The organism is Caulobacter sp. ErkDOM-E (assembly GCF_048541895.1).
Classification (GTDB): domain Bacteria; phylum Pseudomonadota; class Alphaproteobacteria; order Caulobacterales; family Caulobacteraceae; genus Caulobacter.
In genome coordinates, this window is record NZ_CP183331.1 from 184430 (window position 1) to 205028 (window position 20599).

A 20599-nucleotide genomic window follows, 5' to 3' on the forward strand; every position below is an offset into this window, starting at 1 on the left:
CAGGCCCGACGCGGCACGTTAGAGCGCTTTGGTCGAAAGTCACATCGACGCGATACGACGGAGAGCCCCGATGAGCGAGACCCTCACCATCACCACGCCTGACGGCGCCTTCACCGCCTATGTGGCGCGGCCTCAGGCAGAGAGCGCGCCCGCCGTGGTGGTCATCCAGGAGATCTTCGGCATCAACAAGGTCATGCGCGACATCTGCGACGGCCTGGCCGCCCAGGGTTTCGTGGCCATCTGTCCCGACCTGTTCTGGCGGATCGAGCCCGGTATCGACATCACCGACCAGTCGGAGGCCGAATGGAAGCGGGCCTTCGAACTGTTCAATGCGTTCGACGTCGACGCCGGCGTCGCCGACATCGCCGCCACCATAGCCGCTGTCCGCGCCCTGCCCGGCGTATCGGGCAAGGTCGGCGCCGTCGGCTATTGCCTTGGCGGTCTGCTGGCCTTCCTGACCGCCACCCGCACGGACGCCGACGCCTGCGTCTCCTACTACGGCGTGGGGCTGGAAAAGCACGTGGGCGAGGCCGACAAGCTGGCGCGCCCCCTGCTGATGCACATCGCCGAGAAGGACCAGTTCGTGCCGCCGGAGGCGCAGCAGGTCATCCTGGCCGCCCTGAAGGATCATCCACAGATCCAGATCCATACCTATGCCGGTCGCGACCATGCCTTCGCTCGGGAAGGCGGCGCGCACTACGACGCCGCCGACGCGGCCAAGGCCAATGGCCGGTCGCTGACCTTCTTCCAAACCAACCTGGCCTGAGCCGATGCTGGCGATCCAAGCCGTCCGCACCGGCGGCCCCGAAGTGCTCGAGGCCGTTGACCTGCCCGTCCCGACGCCGGGGCCGGGCCAGATCCTGGTCCGTCACCACGCGGTGGGTCTGAACTTCATCGACACCTATCACCGCTCCGGCCTGTATCCGATGAAGATGCCGGTCGTGCTGGGACTGGAAGCGGCTGGCGTGGTCGAGGCGCTTGGCGACGGCGTCATGCGTTTCGCTGTCGGCGATCGCGTCGCCTATAATGGCTCGCTCGGGGCCTATGCCGAGGCGGCCGTGGTTGCGGCCGATCGCGCCGTCAAGGTTCCCGACAGCGTCAGCCTGGAGGTTGCCGCCGCTGTCCTGCTCAAGGGCATGACGGCCGAGTTCCTGGTCCGCCGATGTTTCCACGTGAAACCCGCCGATGTCGTCCTGGTCCATGCCGCCGCCGGCGGCGTAGGCTCTATCCTGGTCCAATGGTGCAAGAGCCTGGGCGCGACCGTGATCGCCACGGTGGGGTCGGAGGCCAAGGCCGCTATCGCCCGCGATCTCGGCGCCGACCACGTGATCCTCTACGACCACGAGGACGTCGCCGCGCGCGTCGCAGAGATCACCGGCGGCAAGGGCGTGACCGTCGTCTATGACGGCGTCGGCAAGGACACCTTCGCGGCCAGCCTCAAGAGCCTGGCGCGGCGCGGCATGCTGGCGACCTTCGGCAATGCCTCAGGGCCAGTCCCGCCGTTCTCGCCGCTGGAGCTGGCGGGCAAGTCGCTGTTCGTGACCCGGCCGAAATTGTTCGACTACATCGTCACGACCGAGGAGCTCGACGAAAGCGCCGCCGCGCTGTTCGAGGTGCTGGCTTCGGGCGCGGTGAAGATTGACATCGGCCAGACCTTCCCGCTCGCCGAGGCGCGCGCCGCCCACGAGGCGCTGGAAGGTCGCCGTACGACCGGCGCTACCCTGCTGCTGCCGTAGGGCCGCATACCCGGTCAGACCCACAAAAAAGCCCCGGGTCATCCCCGGGGCTTTTCCGTATGGCGGTGAGTCGGTTCGGACTCAGGTGTTCATCGACTGGAAGAAGTCGCCGTTGGTCTTGGACTGACGCATCTTCTCGAGCAGGAACTCGATGGCGTCCGAAGCGCCCATCGGGTTGAGGATGCGGCGCAGCACATAGGTCTTCTGCAGCTGGTCGCGCGGGGTGATCAGCTCTTCCTTGCGGGTGCCGGACTTCAGCACGTCGATGGCCGGGAAGATGCGCTTGTCGGCGACCTTGCGGTCCAGGATGATTTCCGAGTTACCGGTGCCCTTGAACTCTTCGAAGATCACTTCGTCCATGCGGCTGCCGGTGTCGATCAGGGCGGTGGCGATGATGGTCAGCGAACCGCCCTCCTCCACATTGCGCGCCGCGCCGAAGAAGCGCTTGGGACGCTGCAGGGCGTTGGCGTCGACACCGCCGGTCAGAACCTTGCCCGACGACGGGACGGTGGTGTTGTAGGCGCGGCCCAGACGGGTGACCGAGTCCAGCAGGATGACGACGTCGCGCTTGTGCTCGACCAGGCGCTTGGCCTTTTCGATGACCATCTCGGCCACCTGCACGTGGCGGGTCGCCGGTTCGTCGAAGGTCGAGGCGATGACCTCGCCCTTCACCGTGCGCTGCATGTCGGTGACTTCTTCCGGGCGCTCGTCGATCAGCAGGACGATCAGGTAGATTTCCGGATGGTTGGTCTCGATCGACTTGGCGATATTCTGCAGCATCACCGTCTTGCCGACGCGCGGCGGCGCGACGATCAGGCAGCGCTGGCCCTTGCCGAGCGGGGCGACGATGTCGATGATCCGGCCCGAGCGATCCTTCACGGTCGGATCGGGCAGTTCCATGTTCAGGCGCTCTTCGGGATAGAGCGGCGTCAGGTTGTCGAAGTGGATCTTGTGCTTGACGTTGTCGGGCGCCTCGAAATTGATCTTGGCCACGCCGGTCAGGGCGAAGTAGCGCTCGCCCTCCCGCGGTGAGCGGATGGCGCCGTCAACGGTGTCGCCGGTGCGCAGGCCATACTTCCGGATCTGCGAGGGCGAGACATAGATGTCGTCCGGACCAGGCAGATAGTTGGCTTCCGGCGAGCGCAGGAAGCCGAAGCCGTCCTGCAGCACTTCCATGGTGCCAGAGCCCGAAATCTCCACGCCTTCTTCGGCGAGGGTCTTGAGGATCGCGAACATCATGTCCTGCTTGCGCATGGAGTTGGCGTTCTCGACCTCGAAGGTCTCGGCGAACGCCAGCAGGTCGGCCGGGGATTTCTCCTTCAGCTCCTGCAGGGACATGGTCTTCAGCCCCAGGGCCGCGACGGCGGCGCTGATCTCGGAGCCTTCGTCGCCGCCATCCTCTTCGGACTCGGCGCCGGGGACTTCGGCCGGGGTGGTGGTGTCGATGACGGCTTCCTCAACGGAAACGTCGTTCTCGGTGTCTTCGGTCATGTTGTGACTCAAACGGGGACGCGGACCGCGAGAGGCGATCCGGCCGGAAAGGATTTCAGTTCCACGCCAGGTTCAGGAAACCGGACGAGCGCGCCATGACGACGACGCGGATCGATTGGGGAACGGACCTTCGGAGCCAGGCTCCAGGGGGCGCGCCAGGACGGGCGCCAGTCCGTGAGAGAGTTCAGGCCTGACGCAGCGCATCAAGCCTGACGGGATGGGAACCACATGCGAAGGGGCCGGTCAAGCGCCGCGCCCGTCAACCTAGTGGTTGAGGAACTTGGTCGTCACCGACAGCACGATGATGATCGCGGCGATGAAGGGCAGTTCATTGGTCATCCGCCAGAACTTTTCTGACCGCGTGTTCTGGTCGTTGGCGAACTTGCGCCGGGCGCCGGCCATGAAGCCGTGCCAGCCGAACAGAAACAGCAGGGCGGCGATCTTGGTCAGCATCCAGGGCTGCAGCAGGAAATCCCAGCCGCGAATGGCGCTGTCGGCCAGGATCAGCAGCACGCCGAAGAACGTGGCCAGGATCATCGCAGGGTTGATGATGATCCGCAGGATGCGCATTTCGGCCAGCTTGAACGTGGCGTCCATCTTCGAGCCCGGCTCGGCGCTCATGTGATAAACGAAGATCCGCGGCAGCATCAGCATGCCCGCCATCCACGCAATGACCGCGATGATGTGCAGGCCGCGCACCAAGTTGAAGTTCTGGACCAGAAAATCGATCACGCTGCGGCTCCCTGCGTGCGGGGACACTGGCTGCGGTCACCGGCGCAGCGCCAGGCGCAGGCCGGGGCCACGCCCTCGCGGGGCAAGGCGTCGACTACCGCCCGGGCCAGGCCCGCGATGAAGCCGGGCTCAATCCCCAGGGCCGGAACGCGGATATAGGCCGGACAGCCGGCTTCCACCGCCAGTTCGCGATATTCGTGATCCAGCTCGACCAGGGTCTCGATATGCTCGGAGACGAAGGCGATCGGCGTCACCACCAGGGCCAGACCCTGCTGGCTGGCGGCGCGGATCTCATCGTCGGTCGAGGGACCGATCCATTTCAGCGGGCCGACCCGGCTCTGATAGCTGACCTTCCAGTCCCAGCCCTCGCCCAGCCGGGCCGCGACGGCGGCGGCCGTGGCCTCGATCTGTTTCTGGTAGGGGTCGCCGGCCAGAATGACTTTCTCGGGCAGCCCATGGGCGGAGAACAGAAGGCGCGCCGGCTTAGGGCTGCCGGCCTTGTCATAGGCCTCGCGGATCAGGCGGGCATGCGCCTCGATCAGGGCGTCGTCGGTGGGATAGCAACAGACCGTCCGCGCCTTGCCCGGGCCGCGATAAGCCTTGTTCCACGCCTTGACCGACGAGCCGGTCGTCGTGGTTGAAAAGTGCGGATAGAGCGGCAGCAGAACAATCTCGTCCGGGGCCCAGGCCTTGACCGCCTTGGCCGTCTCTTCGGTCAAAGGCTTCCAGTAGCGCATGGCGATGAAACACTTGGTCTCGGCCTCTGGCATGGCCTCAGCCAGCGAGGCTTCCAGAGCGGTAGCCTGCTTCTGGGTTTCGGGCAGCAAGGGCGAGCCGCCGCCCATCATCGCATAATTGGCCTGAGCGCTCTTTTCCCGGGTCGTCGAGATCAGGGCCGCAATCGGATAGCGGATGATCGCCGGCGCGCCGATGATCGCCTTGTCGCGAAAGAGGTTGAACAGGAACGGACGCACGGCGTCCGGCCCATCGGGTCCGCCCAGATTGAACAGGACGACGGCGATTTTCTTGCGGGCGGTCATTTGACGGTCACCCGGGCCAGAACCTGTTCGACATGGGCGATCGGCGTATCGGGCAGAATGCCGTGACCCAGATTGAAGATGTAGGGGCCCTGCCCCCACTGCTCGATCATCTGGTCCACCCGGCGCAGCAGCTCATCACCGCCGGCTCGCAGCAGCAGGGGATCCAGCGCGCCCTGGATCGGCTTGATTTTCTGGATGCGAAGGCCCATCGCCGCGCTGACCTGGGTGTCGAGGGCCACGCCCTGCACCGGCACCACCGACGCATAGTTTTCCACCAGGGCGCCCGCGCCGCGAGGGAAGCCGATCACCGGCACGGTCACGCCCCGATCGCGCAAACCCTGCACGATGGCGACGTGAGGCTTGATGACCAGACGTTCGAACTGCGGCTCTGACAGTCCCTCGGCCCAGCTTTCGAACAGCTTCAGGGCCTGGGCCCCGGCGTTCACCTGCATGACCAGATAGTCGATCGTCGCCTCGACCAGTACGGCGATCAGCTGATCAAGCTTTTCAGGGTTCTGGTAGGCGTAGGTCCGTGCGCCGGTCCGGTCGCTGGAACCGCCCTCGATCATGTAGGTCGCCACGGTCCACGGCGCGCCGGCGAAACCGATCAGCGCCTTTTCTGGGTCCAGCGCGGCCCGGACGCGGCGCAGGGTCTCGCCGATGTTCGACAGTCGGGCGCCCGCATCAGCGGCCAGCTCGGCCATCGACTCGATGGAGGGCATTTCGCCCAGGCGCGGACCCTCGCCGGCTTCGAACCAGACCTTCTGGCCCAGGGCCCCGGGGATCAGCAGGATATCGGCGAACACGATGGCCGCGTCATAGGGGAACCGCCGCATCGGCTGCAGTGTTACCTCGGCGGCCTTTTCAGGATCGAAGCAGAAACTGATGAAGTCCGGCGTCGTGGCGCGAACGGCCCGATACTCCGGCAGATAGCGACCCGCCTGCCGCATGAACCAGACGGGCGGGCGTTCGGCGGTCTGTCCGGCGAGGACCGAGAGCAGCTTCGGGGTCGGGGTGATCAGGTTCGAGGCGTTCATGCAGGCCTTAAATCCCGTCCGGCCCTTGGGCTCAAGTCCGAAGGCCAATCTTCCATTTCTTAATAAGATCTTAAGTTTGGAAGCAGGAGAGGCAGGGCAAGTGGGAACTGGGGAAAACCGCTCCGCCATCGTCACCGCTCACACGCCATCCTCCCTTATGCCCATGATCCCCCACATGGGGACGGCGCCCTGTTAATCATGGGGATGGATGGCTAGGGCCTTAGGTTCCTTAATGAACTCTTAACGCGCCTCGCCGTCCTTCAGACCTCGTTAACCATTCGTCCCCGGACATGGGATGGCGATGATCCAATATCCAGGGATGCGGCTTCGGCTTGGGGATGTTACGCGGTCAATATGGCCGTTGATCACAGCGGCGCCATGACATGACGCTTCGGGACGGCTTTGGCGCCCACGCGTCCCCAGAGGCAGGCCAAGTGGTTAAGCAACCGTTAACGGATGATCCACAGGAAGCTTCGGCCGGAGGGCTTGGCGAAGATCGCCCGGCGCCGCGCTTCGCGACCTATTTCCATATCCACCTGGTGTCGGATTCGACCGGTGAAACCCTCAACGCCATGGCCCGGGCCGTCTGCGCCCGCTTCACCGACATCCTGCCGATCGAACACATCTACGCCCTGGTCCGCTCCACCCGTCAGCTGGACCGGGCGCTGGAAGAGATCGCCGGCGCGCCGGGGGTGGTGATGCACACCATCATCGATCCCAACCTGCGCTCGGCGCTGGAGGAAGGCTGCCGGCGGCTGGAAATGCCCTGCATCGCCGCCCTGGATCCCGTAGTCAGCGCCATGTCGCGCTATCTGGGCGCGCGGATCTCCACGCGGGTGGGCGCGCAGCACGCGCTCAACAACGACTATTTCGACCGCATCGAGGCGCTGGACTACGCCATCGCCCACGATGACGGCCAGGGCGGCCAGGACCTGACCCAGGCCGACGTCATCCTGGTGGGCGTGTCGCGCACGTCCAAGACCCCGACCTGCATCTATCTGGCCCATCGCGGGGTGCGGGCCGCCAATGTGCCGCTGGTCCCGGGTCGCCCGCCGCCCACCGAGCTGTTCGAGCTGAAAAATACCCTGATCGTCGGCCTGATGACCTCGCCCGACCGGCTGATCCAGATCCGCCGCAACCGGCTGCTGTCGCTGAAGGAAAACCGCGAGAGCGACTATATCGACACCGACGCGGTGCGCAGCGAGATCATCGCCGCCCGCCGCCTGTTCGAGAAGATGGGCTGGCCGATCATCGACGTGACCCGCCGCTCGGTGGAAGAAACGGCGGCGGCGATCATCAACCTCTTGTCAGGCGGACGCGGCCAGGTCGAGGTTCTGGGATGAGCCGCACCCCGGTCACCCTCGCCTCGAAGAGTTCGGCCCGCCAGGCGATCCTGCGCAATGCCGGCATCGCGTTCGAAGCGGTTGTCGCGGGTGTGGACGAAGAGGCGACCAAGGCCGGGCTGCTGGCCGAAGGCGCCAGCCCTCGCGAAGTCGCTGACGCCCTGGCCGAGCTGAAGGCGGTCAAGGTTTCGACCAAGTGGCCGGGCCTGGTGATCGGCGCCGACCAGACCCTGGATTTCGCCGGCCGGCTGATCGACAAGGTCGAGACCCTGGACCAGGCCCGCGCCCTGCTGCTGGAGCTGCGCGGCCAGACCCACAAGCTGCATTCGGCCGTGGTCGTCGCTCGCGACGGCAAGCCGATCTGGCGGGTGGTGCAGAGCGCCAAGCTTTCCGTCCGTTCGTTCAGCGACGCCTGGCTGGACGGCTATCTGGAGCGGCGCGGCGAGCACATCCTGCACTGCGTCGGCTGCTACGAGCTGGAAAGCGAAGGCGTGCAGCTGTTCGACGCCATTGACGGCGACTATTTCACCATCCTGGGCCTGCCGCTGGTGGGGCTGCTGGACTTCCTGCGTCTTCATGGAGCCCTCGAGGCATGAGTTCGACCCTCACCGGCGCGGCGGTCGTCGCCGGCGTCTGCGGCGCGCCGGTCAAGCACTCGATGAGCCCGGTGATCCACAATGCCTGGATCGCGGCCGCCGGCCTCGACGCGACTTATGTGCCCTTCGCCCCGATCGAGGAACGCTTTGAAGCCTTCGTTGACGGCCTGCGCGGCGGAGCCATTCGCGGCCTGAACGTCACCATTCCCTTCAAGGAACGCGCCCTGGCGGCGGCCGACACCGCCAGCGACCTGGCCCGCATGGCCGGCGCCGCCAACCTGCTGATCTTCGAGGCTGACGGAACGATCCGGGCCGACAATACCGACGGCCCTGGCTTGTTGGCCGCCATCGCCGCCCAGGCGCCGGGCTTCGATGTCACTGCGGCGCCGGTCGTGATCCTGGGCGCCGGCGGCGCGGCGCGGGGCGCGGTCGCGGCCCTGCTGCTGGCGGGCGCGCCGCAGGTGCGGATCGTCAACCGCACCCTGGCCCGGGCCGAAGGGCTGGCCACGGCGTTCGGCGCCAGGGTGATCGCCGCTGATGAAGCCGCCCTGCCCGATCTGCTGGCCGACGCGGGTCTGATCATCAACGCCACCTCGCTGGGCCTGGGCGGCGGCGAGGGTCCAGCGGCGCCCCTGGACCTGACCCCCGCCGACGCGGTGGTGATGGACATGGTCTACAAGCCGCTGCGCACCGAATTTCTGCAGCGCGCCGACGCCCTGGGCCGGCGCACGGTGGATGGCCTGGAAATGCTGTTGCGCCAGGCCGTCCCGTCCTTCGAAGCCTTTTATGGCCAGGCCCCGCCGGCGTCGGTCGACGTGCGAGGCCTGGCGCTCAACCTGCTGGGCGAGGCCTGAACCATGATCATCATCGGCCTTACCGGCTCCATCGGCATGGGCAAGTCGACCACCTCGGCGATGTTCGAGGCGGAGGGCGTACCCGTCTATGATTCCGACGGCGCCGTGCATGCGCTCTACGCGGTCGGCGGCGCGGCCGTGGCCCCGGTCGAGGCGGCCTTTCCCGGCGTGGTGGTTGACGGGGCCATCGACCGGACCCGGCTGAGCGCCGTCGTGATGGGCGACCCCGAAGCCCTGAAGAGGCTGGAGGCCATCGTCCATCCGCTGGTCGGCGCCGACCGGATCGGCTTTTTCGAAAAGGCGGCGGCTGACGGCAAGGACATCGTCGTGCTGGACGTGCCCCTGCTGTACGAGACCGGCGGCGACAAGCGGGTTCACAAGGTGGTGGTCGTCTCGGCCCCGGCCGAGGTCCAGCGCCAGCGCGTCCTGGCCCGGCCCGGCATGGACGCGGCCAAGCTGGACGCCATCCTGGCCCGCCAGCTGCCCGACGCCGAAAAGCGGGCTCGCGCCGACTTCGTGATCGACACCGGCCAGGGGCTGGAGCACGCCCATCAACAGGTTCGTAAGATCCTGGCGACCCTGCGACAACCTGCGTGACTTGAAGGGGCCGCCGAACCGGCCCATTGAATCGGCATGGCCCGGGAAATCATCCTCGACACCGAAACCACCGGTTTTGATCCGAAGACCGGCGACCGCTTGGTCGAAATCGGCTGTATCGAGGTGGTCGACTTCATGCCGACCGGCCGCTCGTTCCATGAATATTGCGACCCGCTGCGCGATATGCCGGCCGAGGCCCAGAAGGTTCACGGCCTGTCGATCGAGTTTCTGACCGGCAAGCCGCGGTTCGAGGCCATCGCCGACAAGTTCCTGGAGTTCGTCGGCGACTCCGTCGTTGTGGCCCACAACGCCGCCTTCGACCGAAGCTTCGTCAATTTCGAGCTGGAAAAGTGCGGCCGGCCCGCCCTGCCCGAGGCCCGCTGGGTCGATACCCTGGCCATGGCCAAGAAGCGCTTTCCGGGCATGTACAATTCGCTCGACGCCCTGTGTAAACGCTACAAGATCAGCCTTGAAAGCCGCGACAAGCATGGGGCGCTGATCGACGCTCACCTGCTGGCCGAGGTCTATCTGGAACTGCAGGGCGGCAAGGAACGCGCTCTGGAACTGACGGCGGTGGTCACCGAAGTCATGGCCGGCCAGCTGCAAGCCGGCGCCTATGGCGTCCGCCCCCGGCCGCTGCCGCCCCGCTCGACCGAGGCCGAGCGTGCGGTGCATGTCGAATGGATCCAGTCGACGCTGAAGGACAAGGCCGTGTGGGTGAAGCTGGGCCTGGTTGAGCTGCAAAGCTGATCGCTCCTGGGGCTGAACTTGCCCCCTCCTGACCTGCTGCGCAGGTCGTCCTCCCCCGTAGGGGGAAGATGAGGTCGGCGCGGTTCATCTTCCCCCTGCGGGGGAAGACGGTCGCGAAGCGACCCGTAGGGGGCAAGTCTGGCGGACACGGGCTCGTAGCCTCACGCGAATACTCGCTGAGTTAGGTGGGGAGGCGCGAAGCGGCCGGGGCGAACCCGGATGACCGTGATGTTGTTTGTGCGTTTCGGCTCGACCTGTCCGCTTCGCAGAAGCTGTTCTTGCGTGAGGATTGGGCCAAGCGAGCGTCTTTCAGCTCTGATACCCAAGAGCCCCCGTACGGGCGCGCACCAAGGTCGATCGGCTAACCGTCTCAACCCCCGACGATGCGCGATAGGCGGGTTTACGATCCCTCGCCCTGTTGCTCCGCGCTGTCTCTCCGACGAGCCCTCCGGTGGTCCCGGATCTATCCAACGAACAGACCACCTTCGTCCTCGCCGCGTGACCGCGCGGCCCCGCTCAGCTCCATCCCCATCGCCGCTGTTGGGCCGGATCCAGGCGCCTCCCCCTGCGACAGGGACAGCTATGATTATGCAGTGGGTTTGAGCGCCGAGGATTGGCGCGATCAACTATTTTACAAGCGGTTGATCTGGCTGGAGTTTGTTCTGGAAAGAACGGGGATTGAGCGCCCTCCATCCCCATACCTCCGTCATTCCCGCCCTTGTGGCGGGAACCCCTGGTTCAGCTCTCACGTGAGGCGCAAGCGAAGTGCGCGCGCACTTCGCCCCTCCCGCACCTGCGGCGGTACGAGAGGTTCCCGCCACAAGGGCGGGAATGACGGTGTTCTATTGGAAGGGCTCCCGCCCCCCACAGATCACTTCGTGATCGTCTCCCCCATCAAGGGGAGGACCTATCGGCGCGCCTCGCCTACCTTCGCGCCGAAGGGTGTCACCCCTCCATCCGCGCCTTGGCCGGGGCGCGCTGCGCCATCGCCCTTTGGAAGCGCGGTTTCGCGCTGGCCGCCTGTGGTTGGCCGGTACTGCGCCGCATCGGTGGTGAACTCGGCATGGCCATAGCGAACCAGGTGCCGGCGCAGCTGAGCGACCAGGTCGCGGTCGACCAGACCCCGCAGGCCCGGGATCTTCAGCGCCAGGTCATAGGCCGCCATCCGGCTGGTGACGATCGCGGCGACCAGCAGGAACAGGGCGCGGTCGCCGGCCGTGATGCGCACCCCCATCCGCTCAGCGGCGCCGACGTCGCCGCCCATGAACTGGCGCAGGAAGAACACCTTGGCGAAGCCGCGCTCGACCGTGTCGAACAGGCGATTGCGCCACGAGCGGTCGGGCGGCAGATAGGCCGCCAGGGTGGCCCTGACCAGGGCGCCGCAGGTTTCGTCGTCAAAGCCCCGGCGCAGGGTCTGGTTGCGGGCGGTCATGGTCTGGACCACGCCGACCGGCGTGTCGGCCAGCAGGTCCTCGGGCAGGCCCAGCAGGTAGCAGCGGTAACGGCTCAGCTCGACCCGGGCCCGCTCGGCCGGGGTGAAGGTGGTGCGACCCCGGGCCAGCAGCTTGTAGCTGAGCAGGAAGATCGGGATCAGGCCGGCCGGCATCTGGTCGACCTGCGGGATCGGCACGCCGTACACCTTCGAATCCCAGGCGCCGGGCCGACGCAGGGCGTTGAACCGCACCATCGAATGCATCAGCCGCACCATGGCCGCGGCCTTGAAGCCGGCGCCATGCCGCTCCAGAGCGTCGGGCAACAGGGTGGTGGTGAAGAAGCTGGCGGTTTCATTGACCCGCCGCGCAGCGGTCTCGTGGCCCAGGGTTCCGGTCAGGGCCATGGGCAGGGCCGCATACTTGTTCATGAAGGTGGCGACGAACGCCCCCCGGATGGCGAAGGGCGACAGGTTGGCGGCGGCGTTGCGGTCCAGCCGCGCGCCCTCGCGCACCAGATCCATGTCGACCCAGTCGGGAACCTGCTCCATGTTGCGGATGAAGGCGACCAGTTCGGGCGGGGCGTCGGGCACGGCCTCCAGTCCCTCGTCACAGGCCTTGGTCAACATGGCGATCAGGCCCCGGAAGCCGTGCTGCGGCATCAGGCCGGCATAGGCGTCGGCCACCCGGTCGCCCAGCAGGGTGTAGGCCCGGACCAGATCGAAGTGTTCCGCCGTCGGCTCGGCGCCCTTGACGGTGCGCGGCGCGATGCTGTCGGCGGGATCTTGGGTGAACCGCTCGGGCGTCACGGTGAAGTCGATGTCGCCATAGAGTTCCGGCTGTCGGGTCTTCTGGTCGGCGACCCGGGCGCGGACCTGTTCGATCGTGCCGTTCATGCTCGAAATCCCTTGCGACGGATGGCCCCTCGCCCAAGATGTCAGGTTATGTAAGCATTGCTCATGTTTCTACTCGCCTTGCCCGGCGAGCGGTCGTCGCGCGAAGGAAGCCGGCAAGTGACGGAAAAGTCTAGGAGAACGCCCCGTCAGGCCCGGGCCGAGGCCACGGTCGAGGCGATCTTCGACGCGACCTTTCAACTTCTGGAGGCCGGCGGTCTGGAGAGCCTGACCACCAACCACATCGCCCAGCGGGCCGGGGTCAGCATCGGCACCCTGTATCAGTATTTCGGCGGCAAGGCCGAGATCCTGGCGGCCATGGCCCAGCGCCGGGCAGAGGCCGCGCGCGGCAAGATCGCCCAGACCCTGATCGCGGCCCCGCAACTGGGCAGCGTCCGGCCGATCGTCCAGGCCCTGATGACCACCTTCGAGGGCTCGCCCGAAACCCGCAAGGTGCTGCTGGACGCCCTGTTCGATCGCGGCGGCGACGCGGTGATGGCCCATCACCACCAGGCCTTCCTGGCGGCGATCGGCGGCCGGGCCGAACTGAACCTCGACCTTTCGCCGGAGTCCCTGTTCGTCCTGACCCATGCGGTGGCCGGCTTGCTGCGCGCCGCTGCGGCCGAACCCGATCTCAACCTGTCGCCGGCCGCGCTGGAGGACGAGTTCGTGCTGCTGATGGAGAGCTATCTGTCAGCGTTGATCGTTCGGCGGAGGGGTGGTGGCCCGGCCCAATCCGGAGCCTTCCGTCCTTAGGGAGCCAAATCATCTTGGTGTTTTGTTCGCCGGCGCTAAAAGGTTAGCTCCGTTTCGGGAAGACCTTGCCCGCAGCGCCGCGCCTGGAGCCTCGGTTGTCACCTCCCCCCACGCTGGACATCTATATCGGTTACGACGTCGCCGAGCGCGTCGCCTATCACGCCCTCTGCCAGAGCCTTGTCGATCACGCGTCCCGCCCGATCCGGATCGTGCCGATCGCGCTGTCGACGCTGGGTCGGCTACACGACAGGCCCCGCATAAGGCAGCAATCCACCGATTTTTCGTTCAGCCGGTTCCTGACCCCTTATCTGTCAGGCTACGAGGGCTGGTCGCTGTTCATGGACTGCGACATGCTGGTGAGGGCCGATATCGCCGAGCTTTTCGCCCTGGCCGATGATCGTTTCGCGGTGATCGTGGCGCAGCACGAATACGAGCCCCGCGACCGCGAGAAGTTTCTCGGCAACGTGCAACTGCCCTATTCCAAGAAGAACTGGTCCAGCGTGGTCCTGTTCAACAACGCGCGCTGCCAGGCCCTGACCCCCGACTATGTCAACACCGCCAGCGGCCTGGACCTGCACCAGTTCCGCTGGCTGGAAAGCGACGCGCAGATCGGAGCCTTGCCTCTGGAATGGAACTGGCTGGTGGGCGAATACCCGCACAGTCCGACAGCGAAGATCGCGCACTTCACGCGTGGCGGGCCCTATTTTGCGGAATACGCTGATTGCGACTATGCCGACGAATGGCGCGAGGCCCTGGCCCGCACCGTGAGCGTCGCGAGGTCCGATGCCGGAGGCTGATCCGCGCAAGGCCGCCAATCTGCTGCGCCGTCGCCTGCTGAAGAACCCGCGGGACCTGGAAGCCCTCCTCGCCCTCGCGAGCCAGTTGGAGGCCGCCGGTCAGGTCCAGGAAGCCGAGACCCTGGCGCGTAAAGCCCATCGTTTCGCTCCAGCGGCGCCCCAGCCCCTCTGGATCCTGGGCCGGATTCTCCAGCTGCAAGGCCGCTACGATGACGCCCTGGCCATAGCCGACACAGCGCTGGCCACAAACGCGGCTTTCGGCGCGGCGTGGCAGTTGCGCGGCGACTCCCTGGCCAATTCCGGCCGCCAGCGGGAGGCGATCGAAGCCTATGCAGAGGCCCTGCAGGACGACACCGTCGCCTTCGACACCCTGGTGCGCCTGGGCAAGATGCATCGCGTGCTGGGCGAAAGCGAACAGGCCCTGGCCTGTTTCGATCAGGCAGCCCTCTTGCGGCCGGACTCGACCGTCCCGCTATACGAACGCGGACTTCTCAGGCTGGCCAACGGCGATTTCGCCCTGGGTTGGCCCGACTACGAGGCGCGCTGGCGATCGGACGACCTTGCCCAGACCCGCGGCGTCGTTCCGATGGCCCTTGTTCCGCTGCTGAAGACCGCCCCGACGATCGCGGACCTTGTCGGCAAGCGCGTGCTGCTGATGGGTGACCAGGGCATTGGCGACCAGGTGATGTTCGCCAGCATGATCGCGGACCTTCAGCTTGTGGCCAGGAGCATCGTCTGTCTGTGCGAGCCGCGCCTGATGTCTGTGCTGCAGAACGCTTTCCCGGGCGTATCGTTCGTTCATCCGAGTGGCGCGCAGATCGACAGCGGGGCTGTGGACGTTCTGCTCGCGATGAGCAGCCTCGGGGCGGCCTTTCGCAGGGTCGCGGCCGACTTTCCTGCGCGTCCCTATCTCAAGGCGCAGCCGGCCGGGGTTTCACATTGGGCGACGCGGCTGGGTGAACGTCCCGCCGGCCTGAGGGTGGGCATCTCGTGGCGCGGCGGGGTCCCGCAGACCGGGCGAGCGGAACGGTCTGTCGAGCTGGAAGCCCTGCGCGGCCTGCTTGACTTGCCGGACTGCCAGATTGTCAGCCTTCAGTATGGCGACGTCACCGCCGAGATCGAACAGGTGAACGCCACCCTGGCCTCGCCCATTCGCCACTTTCCGCCGGAAGACCTGCTGGACTTTCAGGACTTCGCCGACCTGATCGGGACCCTCGATCTTGTGATTTCGGTCCAGAACGCGACGGTCCATCTGGCCGGCGCCATGGGCAAGCCCTGCATCGCGCTGCTGCCCCAGAACGCCGAGTGGCGTTACATGAAGAGTGGCTCCAGCCTGCCCTGGTACGCCTCGGTTCATCTGATCCGGCAGGCGCGTCCGCGCGACTGGAATCCCGTCATCGCCGAGGCCGTCGAGATCGTGCAGAGCCTTGCGCGCGAGCGTCCGCCAACCGACCAGAAGACCCTCAAGCTGGGGGAAGGTTTCCGGAACGCGTTCGCCGGAAGTCCTTTCGACGGGCGCCTTTAGACCCTCAGATCCGCCGTCACCGGCGCGTGGTCGCTGGGGCGTTCCCATTCGCCACCAGCCGGCCCATCGTTCAGGCCTTCCTCCCCGATCGCCTCCCGTTCCGGATTTCGCCGGGACGGGAGGCCAGGGCGGCTTACTTCGGCTTCACGACCGGCAGCTCGATATAGGATTCCTCGCCGGGCGCGTGGTGGATCGCGTTGCGGGCCACGACGAAGGCGGTGTCGCGCTCATTGTCGCCCCCGGTGTTCAGGTTGCGGGTGAACTTGGGGAAGTTGGACGAGGTGATCTCGACCCGGATGCGATGGCCGGGAAGGAAGGTGTTGCTGGTGGTGATGGGCGTGGGTTTGATCGCGTGCACCGCGCCCGGGGTCATCATCTTCGGCGTCTCGTAGCCGTCGCGATAGCGGGCGCGCATGATGGTGTCGCCCAGGATATAGGCCGTGCCGTCCGGCGCCACATCGACCAGCTTGACGGCGAAATCGGTGTCCTTGGCGTCCGAGGACACTTTCAGCACGGCGCGGACGAAGCCCGTCACCTCCATCGCCTCGGTCAGCGGCTCGCTGGTATAGACGAGCACGTCGTCGCGGGCTTCGATCGTGCGCTGATCGAAGGCGCCGGCGGTGACCAGGCCTCCGTTGCAGCAGTCGCCGCCGCCGATCGTCTGAACGGGATTGGCGGGATCATAGACATAGCGATCGGGCTGTTCGGCCCCGCTGGGCGGCGTCGCGCTGAGCTGGCCGTCGCCGTTCAGACCGTTGGCCCGTCCCTTCGAGCGAAGGTACAGCCGCACCGGAGCGCTGTTTTCCGGCGGCCACTGGGCCGCCTGCTTCCAGCGGTTGGCGCCCATCGCGTAGTAGCGGACCGGCGGCGTGGTCGACGGGAAGGCCGCCGTGTCGCCCTTGAGCCAGCGGTCGAAGAAGGCATAGACCTCCTTGTCGGCGTCGAAATTGATCTCGCCCAGGGCCCGGTCGCCCGAGGTGTAGGGCCCGGTCAGCACCTTGGCGCTGTAGGCGCAGTGGTTGGTGGGGGTGACCACCACGAACTGGTTGGCGCTGGCCTCCTTGTCCGAATTCACCGCGCGGGCGTGGTTGAACAGGGCCATGTTCGGGCCGATCGAGACATCGTACCAGGAATTGAACCACAGCGCCGGGACGCCCCAGCCCTTGTCGTCGTGATAGAGGCCGCCCTTGCGCCAGGCCGGGTCGGCCGGGCCGTCGTGGCCGATCAGCTGCTCGAACGTGCCGGCCGGTTCGCCCAGGTCCTTCAGGATTCCGTCGACCGGCAGGCGCTTGATCTGCGACGGCCAATTCACGGGCGGCTTGGTGGGGGCCAGATCGTTGTACTTGGCGATGCGGGCGATCATCTTGGAGTCCAGGCCCTTGGGGGGCTGGGGACGCAGCGGATTGTCGACGCCGTAGAGCCAGACGAAGAACAGGCTGCGGGGCACGCCGCCGGTGTACCAGTTGCCCTGCTCCTGGAACTCTCCGACCTTGCCGATGCCGGCGCCTGAGGCCATCGGCACCATCGCGGCATGGGCCGGATGGTTCTGGCCGGCCAGGGCCAGCTGCCATTCGGCCGACGACGAGCAACCGCGCGTGCCGACCTTGCCATTGGACCAGGCCTGCTGGGCGATCCAGCTCAGGGTGTCGTAGCCGTCGGTCTGGGGCCGACCCAGGATTTCCCAGTCGCCCTCGGAATAGAACCGGCCGCGCTCGTTCTGCAGCACCAGCGCATAGCCGTGCTTGACCGCATCCAGGGCCGCCCGGCTGCTACCGGTCTTGTAGCTCAGCTCGTTGTACGGGGTCTTGACCAGGATGGTGGGCAGGGGTCCCGACACGCCCTTGGGGCGATAGACATTGGTGGCCAGGCGAACACCGTCGCGCATGGGCACCATCGAGAACATCTCGACATCGACCTTTTCGGCCAGCTCGCGCTCGACCGCGGCGTCGGAATACTGGGAATAGTCTTGGGCCCAGCTGGGCGATGACGCCGCCGCCAGAACGAGGGCCGCGCAGAATGTCGCCGAAAACCGCATGCTATTCCCTTTCAGTCGAACGCGTCGTGACGACCCTGAGGGCCGCCCTCTAAAGCTTCAGATCCGCCGTCACCGGTGCGTGGTCGCTGGGCCGTTCCCATTCGCGCACCGTGTCATGCACTCTGGACGACACCTTGCCGTCCACAAAGGCCGCGTCGCGCAGGCCGGGGCTGGCCAGGATGTGGTCCAGGCGCAGGCCGCGGTTGGACTTGCGGAAGTCGGCGGCGCGATAGCTCCACCAGGAAAACAGCTTCTCGGGTTCCGGGATGGCCAGGCGGGGCAGGTCCAGCAGGCCCATCGACGTGATCATCGCGTCGAAGGCTTCCAGTTCGACCGGCGTGTGGCTGACCACCTTCAGCATCTGGCGATGGCTCCAGACGTCGTTCTCGCCTGGTGCGATATTGAGGTCGCCGGTGACGATCAGCGGGTCCCTGGGGTCACGCTTTTTCAGGGCGGCGGTCAGGGTCTCGTAGAAGTCTAGCTTGTGGTCGAACTTGGGATTGCCGATCCGGTCGGGCGTGTCGCCGCCGGCCGGGATGTAGAAGTTCTGGATGTCGACCCCGGCCACCTTGACCGCCACGCAGCGGGCGTGGCCCTCGCGACAGTTCATCAGGGTCGGGACGTCTTCGAAGGGCAGGCGCGAGGCGATGGCCACGCCGTGCCATCCCTTTTGGCCGGCGATCTTCAGGTGCGGCAGACCGGCAGCGATGAAAGCCTCGCGCGGAAACTCGGCCTCCTGGCACTTGATCTCCTGCAGGCACAGGACATCGGGGGCCTGCTCATCGACGAAGCGGGCGACCTGCTCGGCGCGCAGGCGGACGGAATTGACGTTCCAGGTGGCGATACGGAGGCGCATGGCTTGGCTCTAAAAGGTTTGAACGCCGCCGGAAACGAAAAACGCCCGGACGCATCAAGCGTCCGGGCGAAAGTCGGGTCTCTCATGCCGCGGCCGGGAGGGGATAGGATCCGGCACGGTTTGCGAGGAGAGGGTCGGGCTCTCATCGCCATGCGTGTCAAATATGCCACTGCGCAATTAATAGTCAAGAGGCAAAGCTGTTGATTCTTGCCTGTTGTGTGAATGTCACATTCAGGACTTGGCGCCGGCGCGGCGCGGGCGGGGGTCGGTAAGCACAAACAGCTTGGGGTCCAGATCGCCGGTCTTGTCGAAATCGACCAGGCGCACGCGGATCTGGCCGCCCTTCACGTCGCTGACCGTCCAACCGATCAGCGAGACCGGGCCGTCGCTGAAATCCAGGCTGATACGGCCCAGGGTTTGACGCCGGGCGTCCTGGGCGACGATGGTGAAGCCGTCGGCCAGCCGGCGCACATCGGTGATGACCACGCCGCGATCCAGCCGGACCTCGCGCGCCAGCAGCAGGGCCAGCGGGGTGCGGCTGAGCGGATAGCTCTCGAAGGTCTTCAGGCGGCTGTCGAAGATGTTGACGTTGTTGCCGTTGCTGACGACCAGCAGGCCCGAGGGGCCTTCATAGGCAAAGCGCGCCTTGCCCGGACGCTGCATATGGAGCGTGCCTTGCGTGACCGTGCCGCGCTGGTCGGTCTGGATGAACCGCCCCTTGGCCGAGGTCAGGCCCTGGATGTAGCCGGTGGCCTTGTCGACCAGCCCTTTCTGCTCGGGGGTCAGGGCGGCGGCTTTTGGGGCGCTGGACTGGGCGAGGGCCGATCCGCCAAACGAAGCGGCGGCCAGGCTGGCGCCGGCGGCGGCGATCAGGGCGCGACGGGTGGTCGGGGTCTTCGTCATGCGGTCTCCTTGAGCTCAACCTTTGCCCTGACCAAGCGACGAGCGAAAGGCCGTCGCGAGGCCATTTGACGGCGGTTCGATGAAGCCTTGTTCAGGTTGGGGTCGATCGGGAACGCGAAAGCTGCAGCATGGGTTGCGCCGGACGGGATGAGACAGGGTGTTGCGGGCGCCGCCGAGGGGGCGAAATCAGCTGCGGCCTACTCGCCCTCCTCCTCGTCATACCCCACCAGGCGCAGGGCCCGCGCGGGCAGGCCCTCCAGCTCGCACCAGCGCAGCAGGGCCTCCTCCCGCCCATGGGTGATCCACACTTCGCCGGGGTGCAGTTCGGACAGCGTCGCCGTCAGTTCGTCCCAGTCGGCGTGGTCGGACAGGATCAGCGGCAGCTCGACGCCCCGCTGCCGGGCCCGGGCCCGCACGCGCATCCAGCCGGAGGCGAAACAGTCGACCGGGTCGGCGAAACGGCGCGACCAGCGGTCGGCGATGGCCGAGGGCGGGGCGATGACGATCTGGCCGGCGAAGGCCGACTTCGATTGCTCTGTGGTGGCGGGCAGCAGGGGCCCCAGATTGACGCCGTGATCCTCGTAGAGGGCGTTCAGCCGCTCCAGGGCGCCATGCACATAGATCGGCTGCTCCCAGCCGGCCTCGCGCAACAGCCGGATCACCCGCTGGGCCTTGCCCAGGGCATAGGCGCCGACCAGATGGGTGCGCTCTGGAAACTGGGCGACGCTGGCCAGCAGGTTGCGGATCTCGCCGGCGTCGTCGGGGTGACGAAACACCGGCAGGCCGAAGGTGGCCTCGGTGATGAACACGTCGCAGGGCACGGGTTCGAACCGCGCGCAGGTCGGGTCGCGGCGGCGCTTGTAGTCGCCGGACACCACCATGGTCAGGCCCTTCCAGCGCACCACGGCCTGGGCCGAGCCCAGGATGTGGCCGGCCGGGACCAGGGTCACCTCGACGCCGTTGTGGGTAAAGCTGCCGCCATAGGGCACGACCTCGCGGCGGCCGGCGAAATCCTCGCCATAGCGCACGGCCATGATCGCCAGGGTCTGAGGCGTGGCGGCGACCACGCCATGGCCGGCGCGGGCGTGGTCGGCATGGCCATGGGTGATCACCGCCCGGTCCACGGGGCGGACCGGGTCGATATAGAAGTCCCCCGGCGGGCAGTAGAGGCCATCGGGTCGGGGACAGAGAAGGTCTTCAGGCTTGATCACAGTGGATATGACAATGC

Annotated in this window: 18 protein-coding genes and 2 pseudogenes; 10 read left to right on the plus strand and 10 right to left on the minus strand. The window is 66.6% G+C overall.

Annotation, left to right across the window (positions count from 1 at the left end; all coding sequences use genetic code 11):
- Positions 1–70: 70 nt before the first annotated feature.
- Together ACN2C7_RS00955 and ACN2C7_RS00960 are read left to right on the plus strand one after the other, a co-directional pair.
- Positions 71–766, plus strand: coding sequence for a dienelactone hydrolase family protein (locus ACN2C7_RS00955; RefSeq protein ID WP_419319328.1), 696 nt, complete (start codon positions 71–73; stop codon positions 764–766).
- A gap of 4 nt (positions 767–770) precedes the next feature.
- Entirely contained in the window at positions 771–1736 is a 966-nt protein-coding gene (locus ACN2C7_RS00960) for a quinone oxidoreductase family protein (RefSeq protein WP_419319329.1), read from the plus strand.
- 81 nt (positions 1737–1817) lie between these two features.
- Here ACN2C7_RS00960 and rho read toward each other — a convergent pair whose 3' ends face one another.
- The 4 genes from rho to hemE all read right to left on the minus strand — a co-directional run bounded on the left by rho (position 1818) and on the right by hemE (position 6036).
- A complete protein-coding gene (gene rho / locus ACN2C7_RS00965; protein ID WP_419319330.1) occupies positions 1818–3227 on the minus strand; it encodes a transcription termination factor Rho in 1410 nt (469 codons plus the stop codon).
- Positions 3228–3491: 264 nt separating this feature from the next.
- Positions 3492–3959 (minus strand): CopD family protein, encoded by a 468-nt coding sequence (locus ACN2C7_RS00970; protein WP_419319331.1) that lies wholly within the window; start codon positions 3957–3959, stop codon positions 3492–3494.
- Entirely contained in the window at positions 3956–4999 is a 1044-nt protein-coding gene (gene hemH, locus ACN2C7_RS00975) for a ferrochelatase (protein WP_419319332.1), read from the minus strand. Before hemH ends, ACN2C7_RS00970 begins: the two co-directional genes overlap by 4 nt.
- Entirely contained in the window at positions 4996–6036 is a 1041-nt protein-coding gene (gene hemE, locus ACN2C7_RS00980) for a uroporphyrinogen decarboxylase (RefSeq protein WP_419321515.1), read from the minus strand. The genes hemH and hemE overlap by 4 nt, the downstream gene beginning before the upstream one ends.
- A 434-nt stretch (positions 6037–6470) precedes the next feature.
- Between hemE and ACN2C7_RS00985 the strand changes: the two genes are divergently transcribed.
- Genes ACN2C7_RS00985 through dnaQ form a run of 5 tightly spaced genes read left to right on the plus strand, consistent with a single transcriptional unit; the run spans position 6471 to position 10176 of the window.
- Positions 6471–7379 carry a pyruvate, water dikinase regulatory protein gene (locus tag ACN2C7_RS00985; RefSeq protein ID WP_419319333.1) on the plus strand — a complete coding sequence of 303 codons (909 nt, stop codon included), beginning with the start codon at positions 6471–6473 and terminating at the stop codon, positions 7377–7379.
- The gene (locus ACN2C7_RS00990) at positions 7376–7975 is read left to right on the plus strand and encodes a Maf family protein (protein WP_419319334.1); all 600 of its coding nucleotides are present in this window, start codon (positions 7376–7378) and stop codon (positions 7973–7975) included. The genes ACN2C7_RS00985 and ACN2C7_RS00990 overlap by 4 nt, the downstream gene beginning before the upstream one ends.
- The gene (gene aroE, locus ACN2C7_RS00995) at positions 7972–8829 is read left to right on the plus strand and encodes a shikimate dehydrogenase (RefSeq protein WP_419319335.1); all 858 of its coding nucleotides are present in this window, start codon (positions 7972–7974) and stop codon (positions 8827–8829) included. Before ACN2C7_RS00990 ends, aroE begins: the two co-directional genes overlap by 4 nt.
- A 3-nt stretch (positions 8830–8832) precedes the next feature.
- Entirely contained in the window at positions 8833–9426 is a 594-nt protein-coding gene (coaE, locus tag ACN2C7_RS01000) for a dephospho-CoA kinase (protein ID WP_419319336.1), read from the plus strand.
- A 36-nt stretch (positions 9427–9462) separates the two neighbouring features.
- On the plus strand, positions 9463–10176 hold the full coding sequence (dnaQ, locus tag ACN2C7_RS01005) for a DNA polymerase III subunit epsilon (protein WP_419319337.1): 714 nt from the start codon (positions 9463–9465) through the stop codon (positions 10174–10176).
- Between the two features lie 683 nt (positions 10177–10859).
- Here the strand turns inward: dnaQ and ACN2C7_RS01010 are convergent.
- Positions 10860–11044: pseudogene (locus tag ACN2C7_RS01010) on the minus strand (hypothetical protein); the annotation flags it as partial.
- A 39-nt stretch (positions 11045–11083) separates the two neighbouring features.
- Positions 11084–12502 (minus strand): oxygenase MpaB family protein, encoded by a 1419-nt coding sequence (locus tag ACN2C7_RS01015; RefSeq protein WP_419319338.1) that lies wholly within the window; start codon positions 12500–12502, stop codon positions 11084–11086.
- Between the two features lie 117 nt (positions 12503–12619).
- Here ACN2C7_RS01015 and ACN2C7_RS01020 point away from each other — a divergent pair, with 117 nt between their 5' ends.
- From ACN2C7_RS01020 to ACN2C7_RS01030, 3 genes are all read left to right on the plus strand, one after another.
- A complete protein-coding gene (locus tag ACN2C7_RS01020) occupies positions 12620–13255 on the plus strand; it encodes a TetR/AcrR family transcriptional regulator (RefSeq protein ID WP_419319339.1) in 636 nt (211 codons plus the stop codon).
- Positions 13256–13350: 95 nt separating this feature from the next.
- Positions 13351–14052, plus strand: coding sequence for a hypothetical protein (locus tag ACN2C7_RS01025; protein ID WP_419319340.1), 702 nt, complete (start codon positions 13351–13353; stop codon positions 14050–14052).
- Positions 14039–15577 (plus strand): hypothetical protein, encoded by a 1539-nt coding sequence (locus ACN2C7_RS01030; RefSeq protein WP_419319341.1) that lies wholly within the window; start codon positions 14039–14041, stop codon positions 15575–15577. Before ACN2C7_RS01025 ends, ACN2C7_RS01030 begins: the two co-directional genes overlap by 14 nt.
- A gap of 133 nt (positions 15578–15710) precedes the next feature.
- On the opposite strand, the gene ACN2C7_RS01035 is transcribed toward ACN2C7_RS01030, so the two are convergent.
- The 4 genes and pseudogenes from ACN2C7_RS01035 to ACN2C7_RS01050 all read right to left on the minus strand — a co-directional run bounded on the left by ACN2C7_RS01035 (position 15711) and on the right by ACN2C7_RS01050 (position 20596).
- Complete coding sequence (locus tag ACN2C7_RS01035) at positions 15711–17612, minus strand: CocE/NonD family hydrolase (RefSeq protein WP_419319342.1); 1902 nt, start codon at positions 17610–17612, stop codon at positions 15711–15713.
- A gap of 49 nt (positions 17613–17661) precedes the next feature.
- Entirely contained in the window at positions 17662–18468 is an 807-nt protein-coding gene (gene xth / locus ACN2C7_RS01040) for an exodeoxyribonuclease III (protein ID WP_419319343.1), read from the minus strand.
- A 231-nt stretch (positions 18469–18699) separates the two neighbouring features.
- Positions 18700–19371: an outer-membrane lipoprotein carrier protein LolA gene (locus tag ACN2C7_RS01045; protein WP_419319344.1), complete on the minus strand. Its 672-nt coding sequence runs from the start codon at positions 19369–19371 to the stop codon at positions 18700–18702.
- A 197-nt stretch (positions 19372–19568) separates the two neighbouring features.
- Positions 19569–20596, minus strand: a pseudogene (locus tag ACN2C7_RS01050) (ligase-associated DNA damage response exonuclease).
- Between the last annotated feature and the right edge of the window lie 3 nt (positions 20597–20599).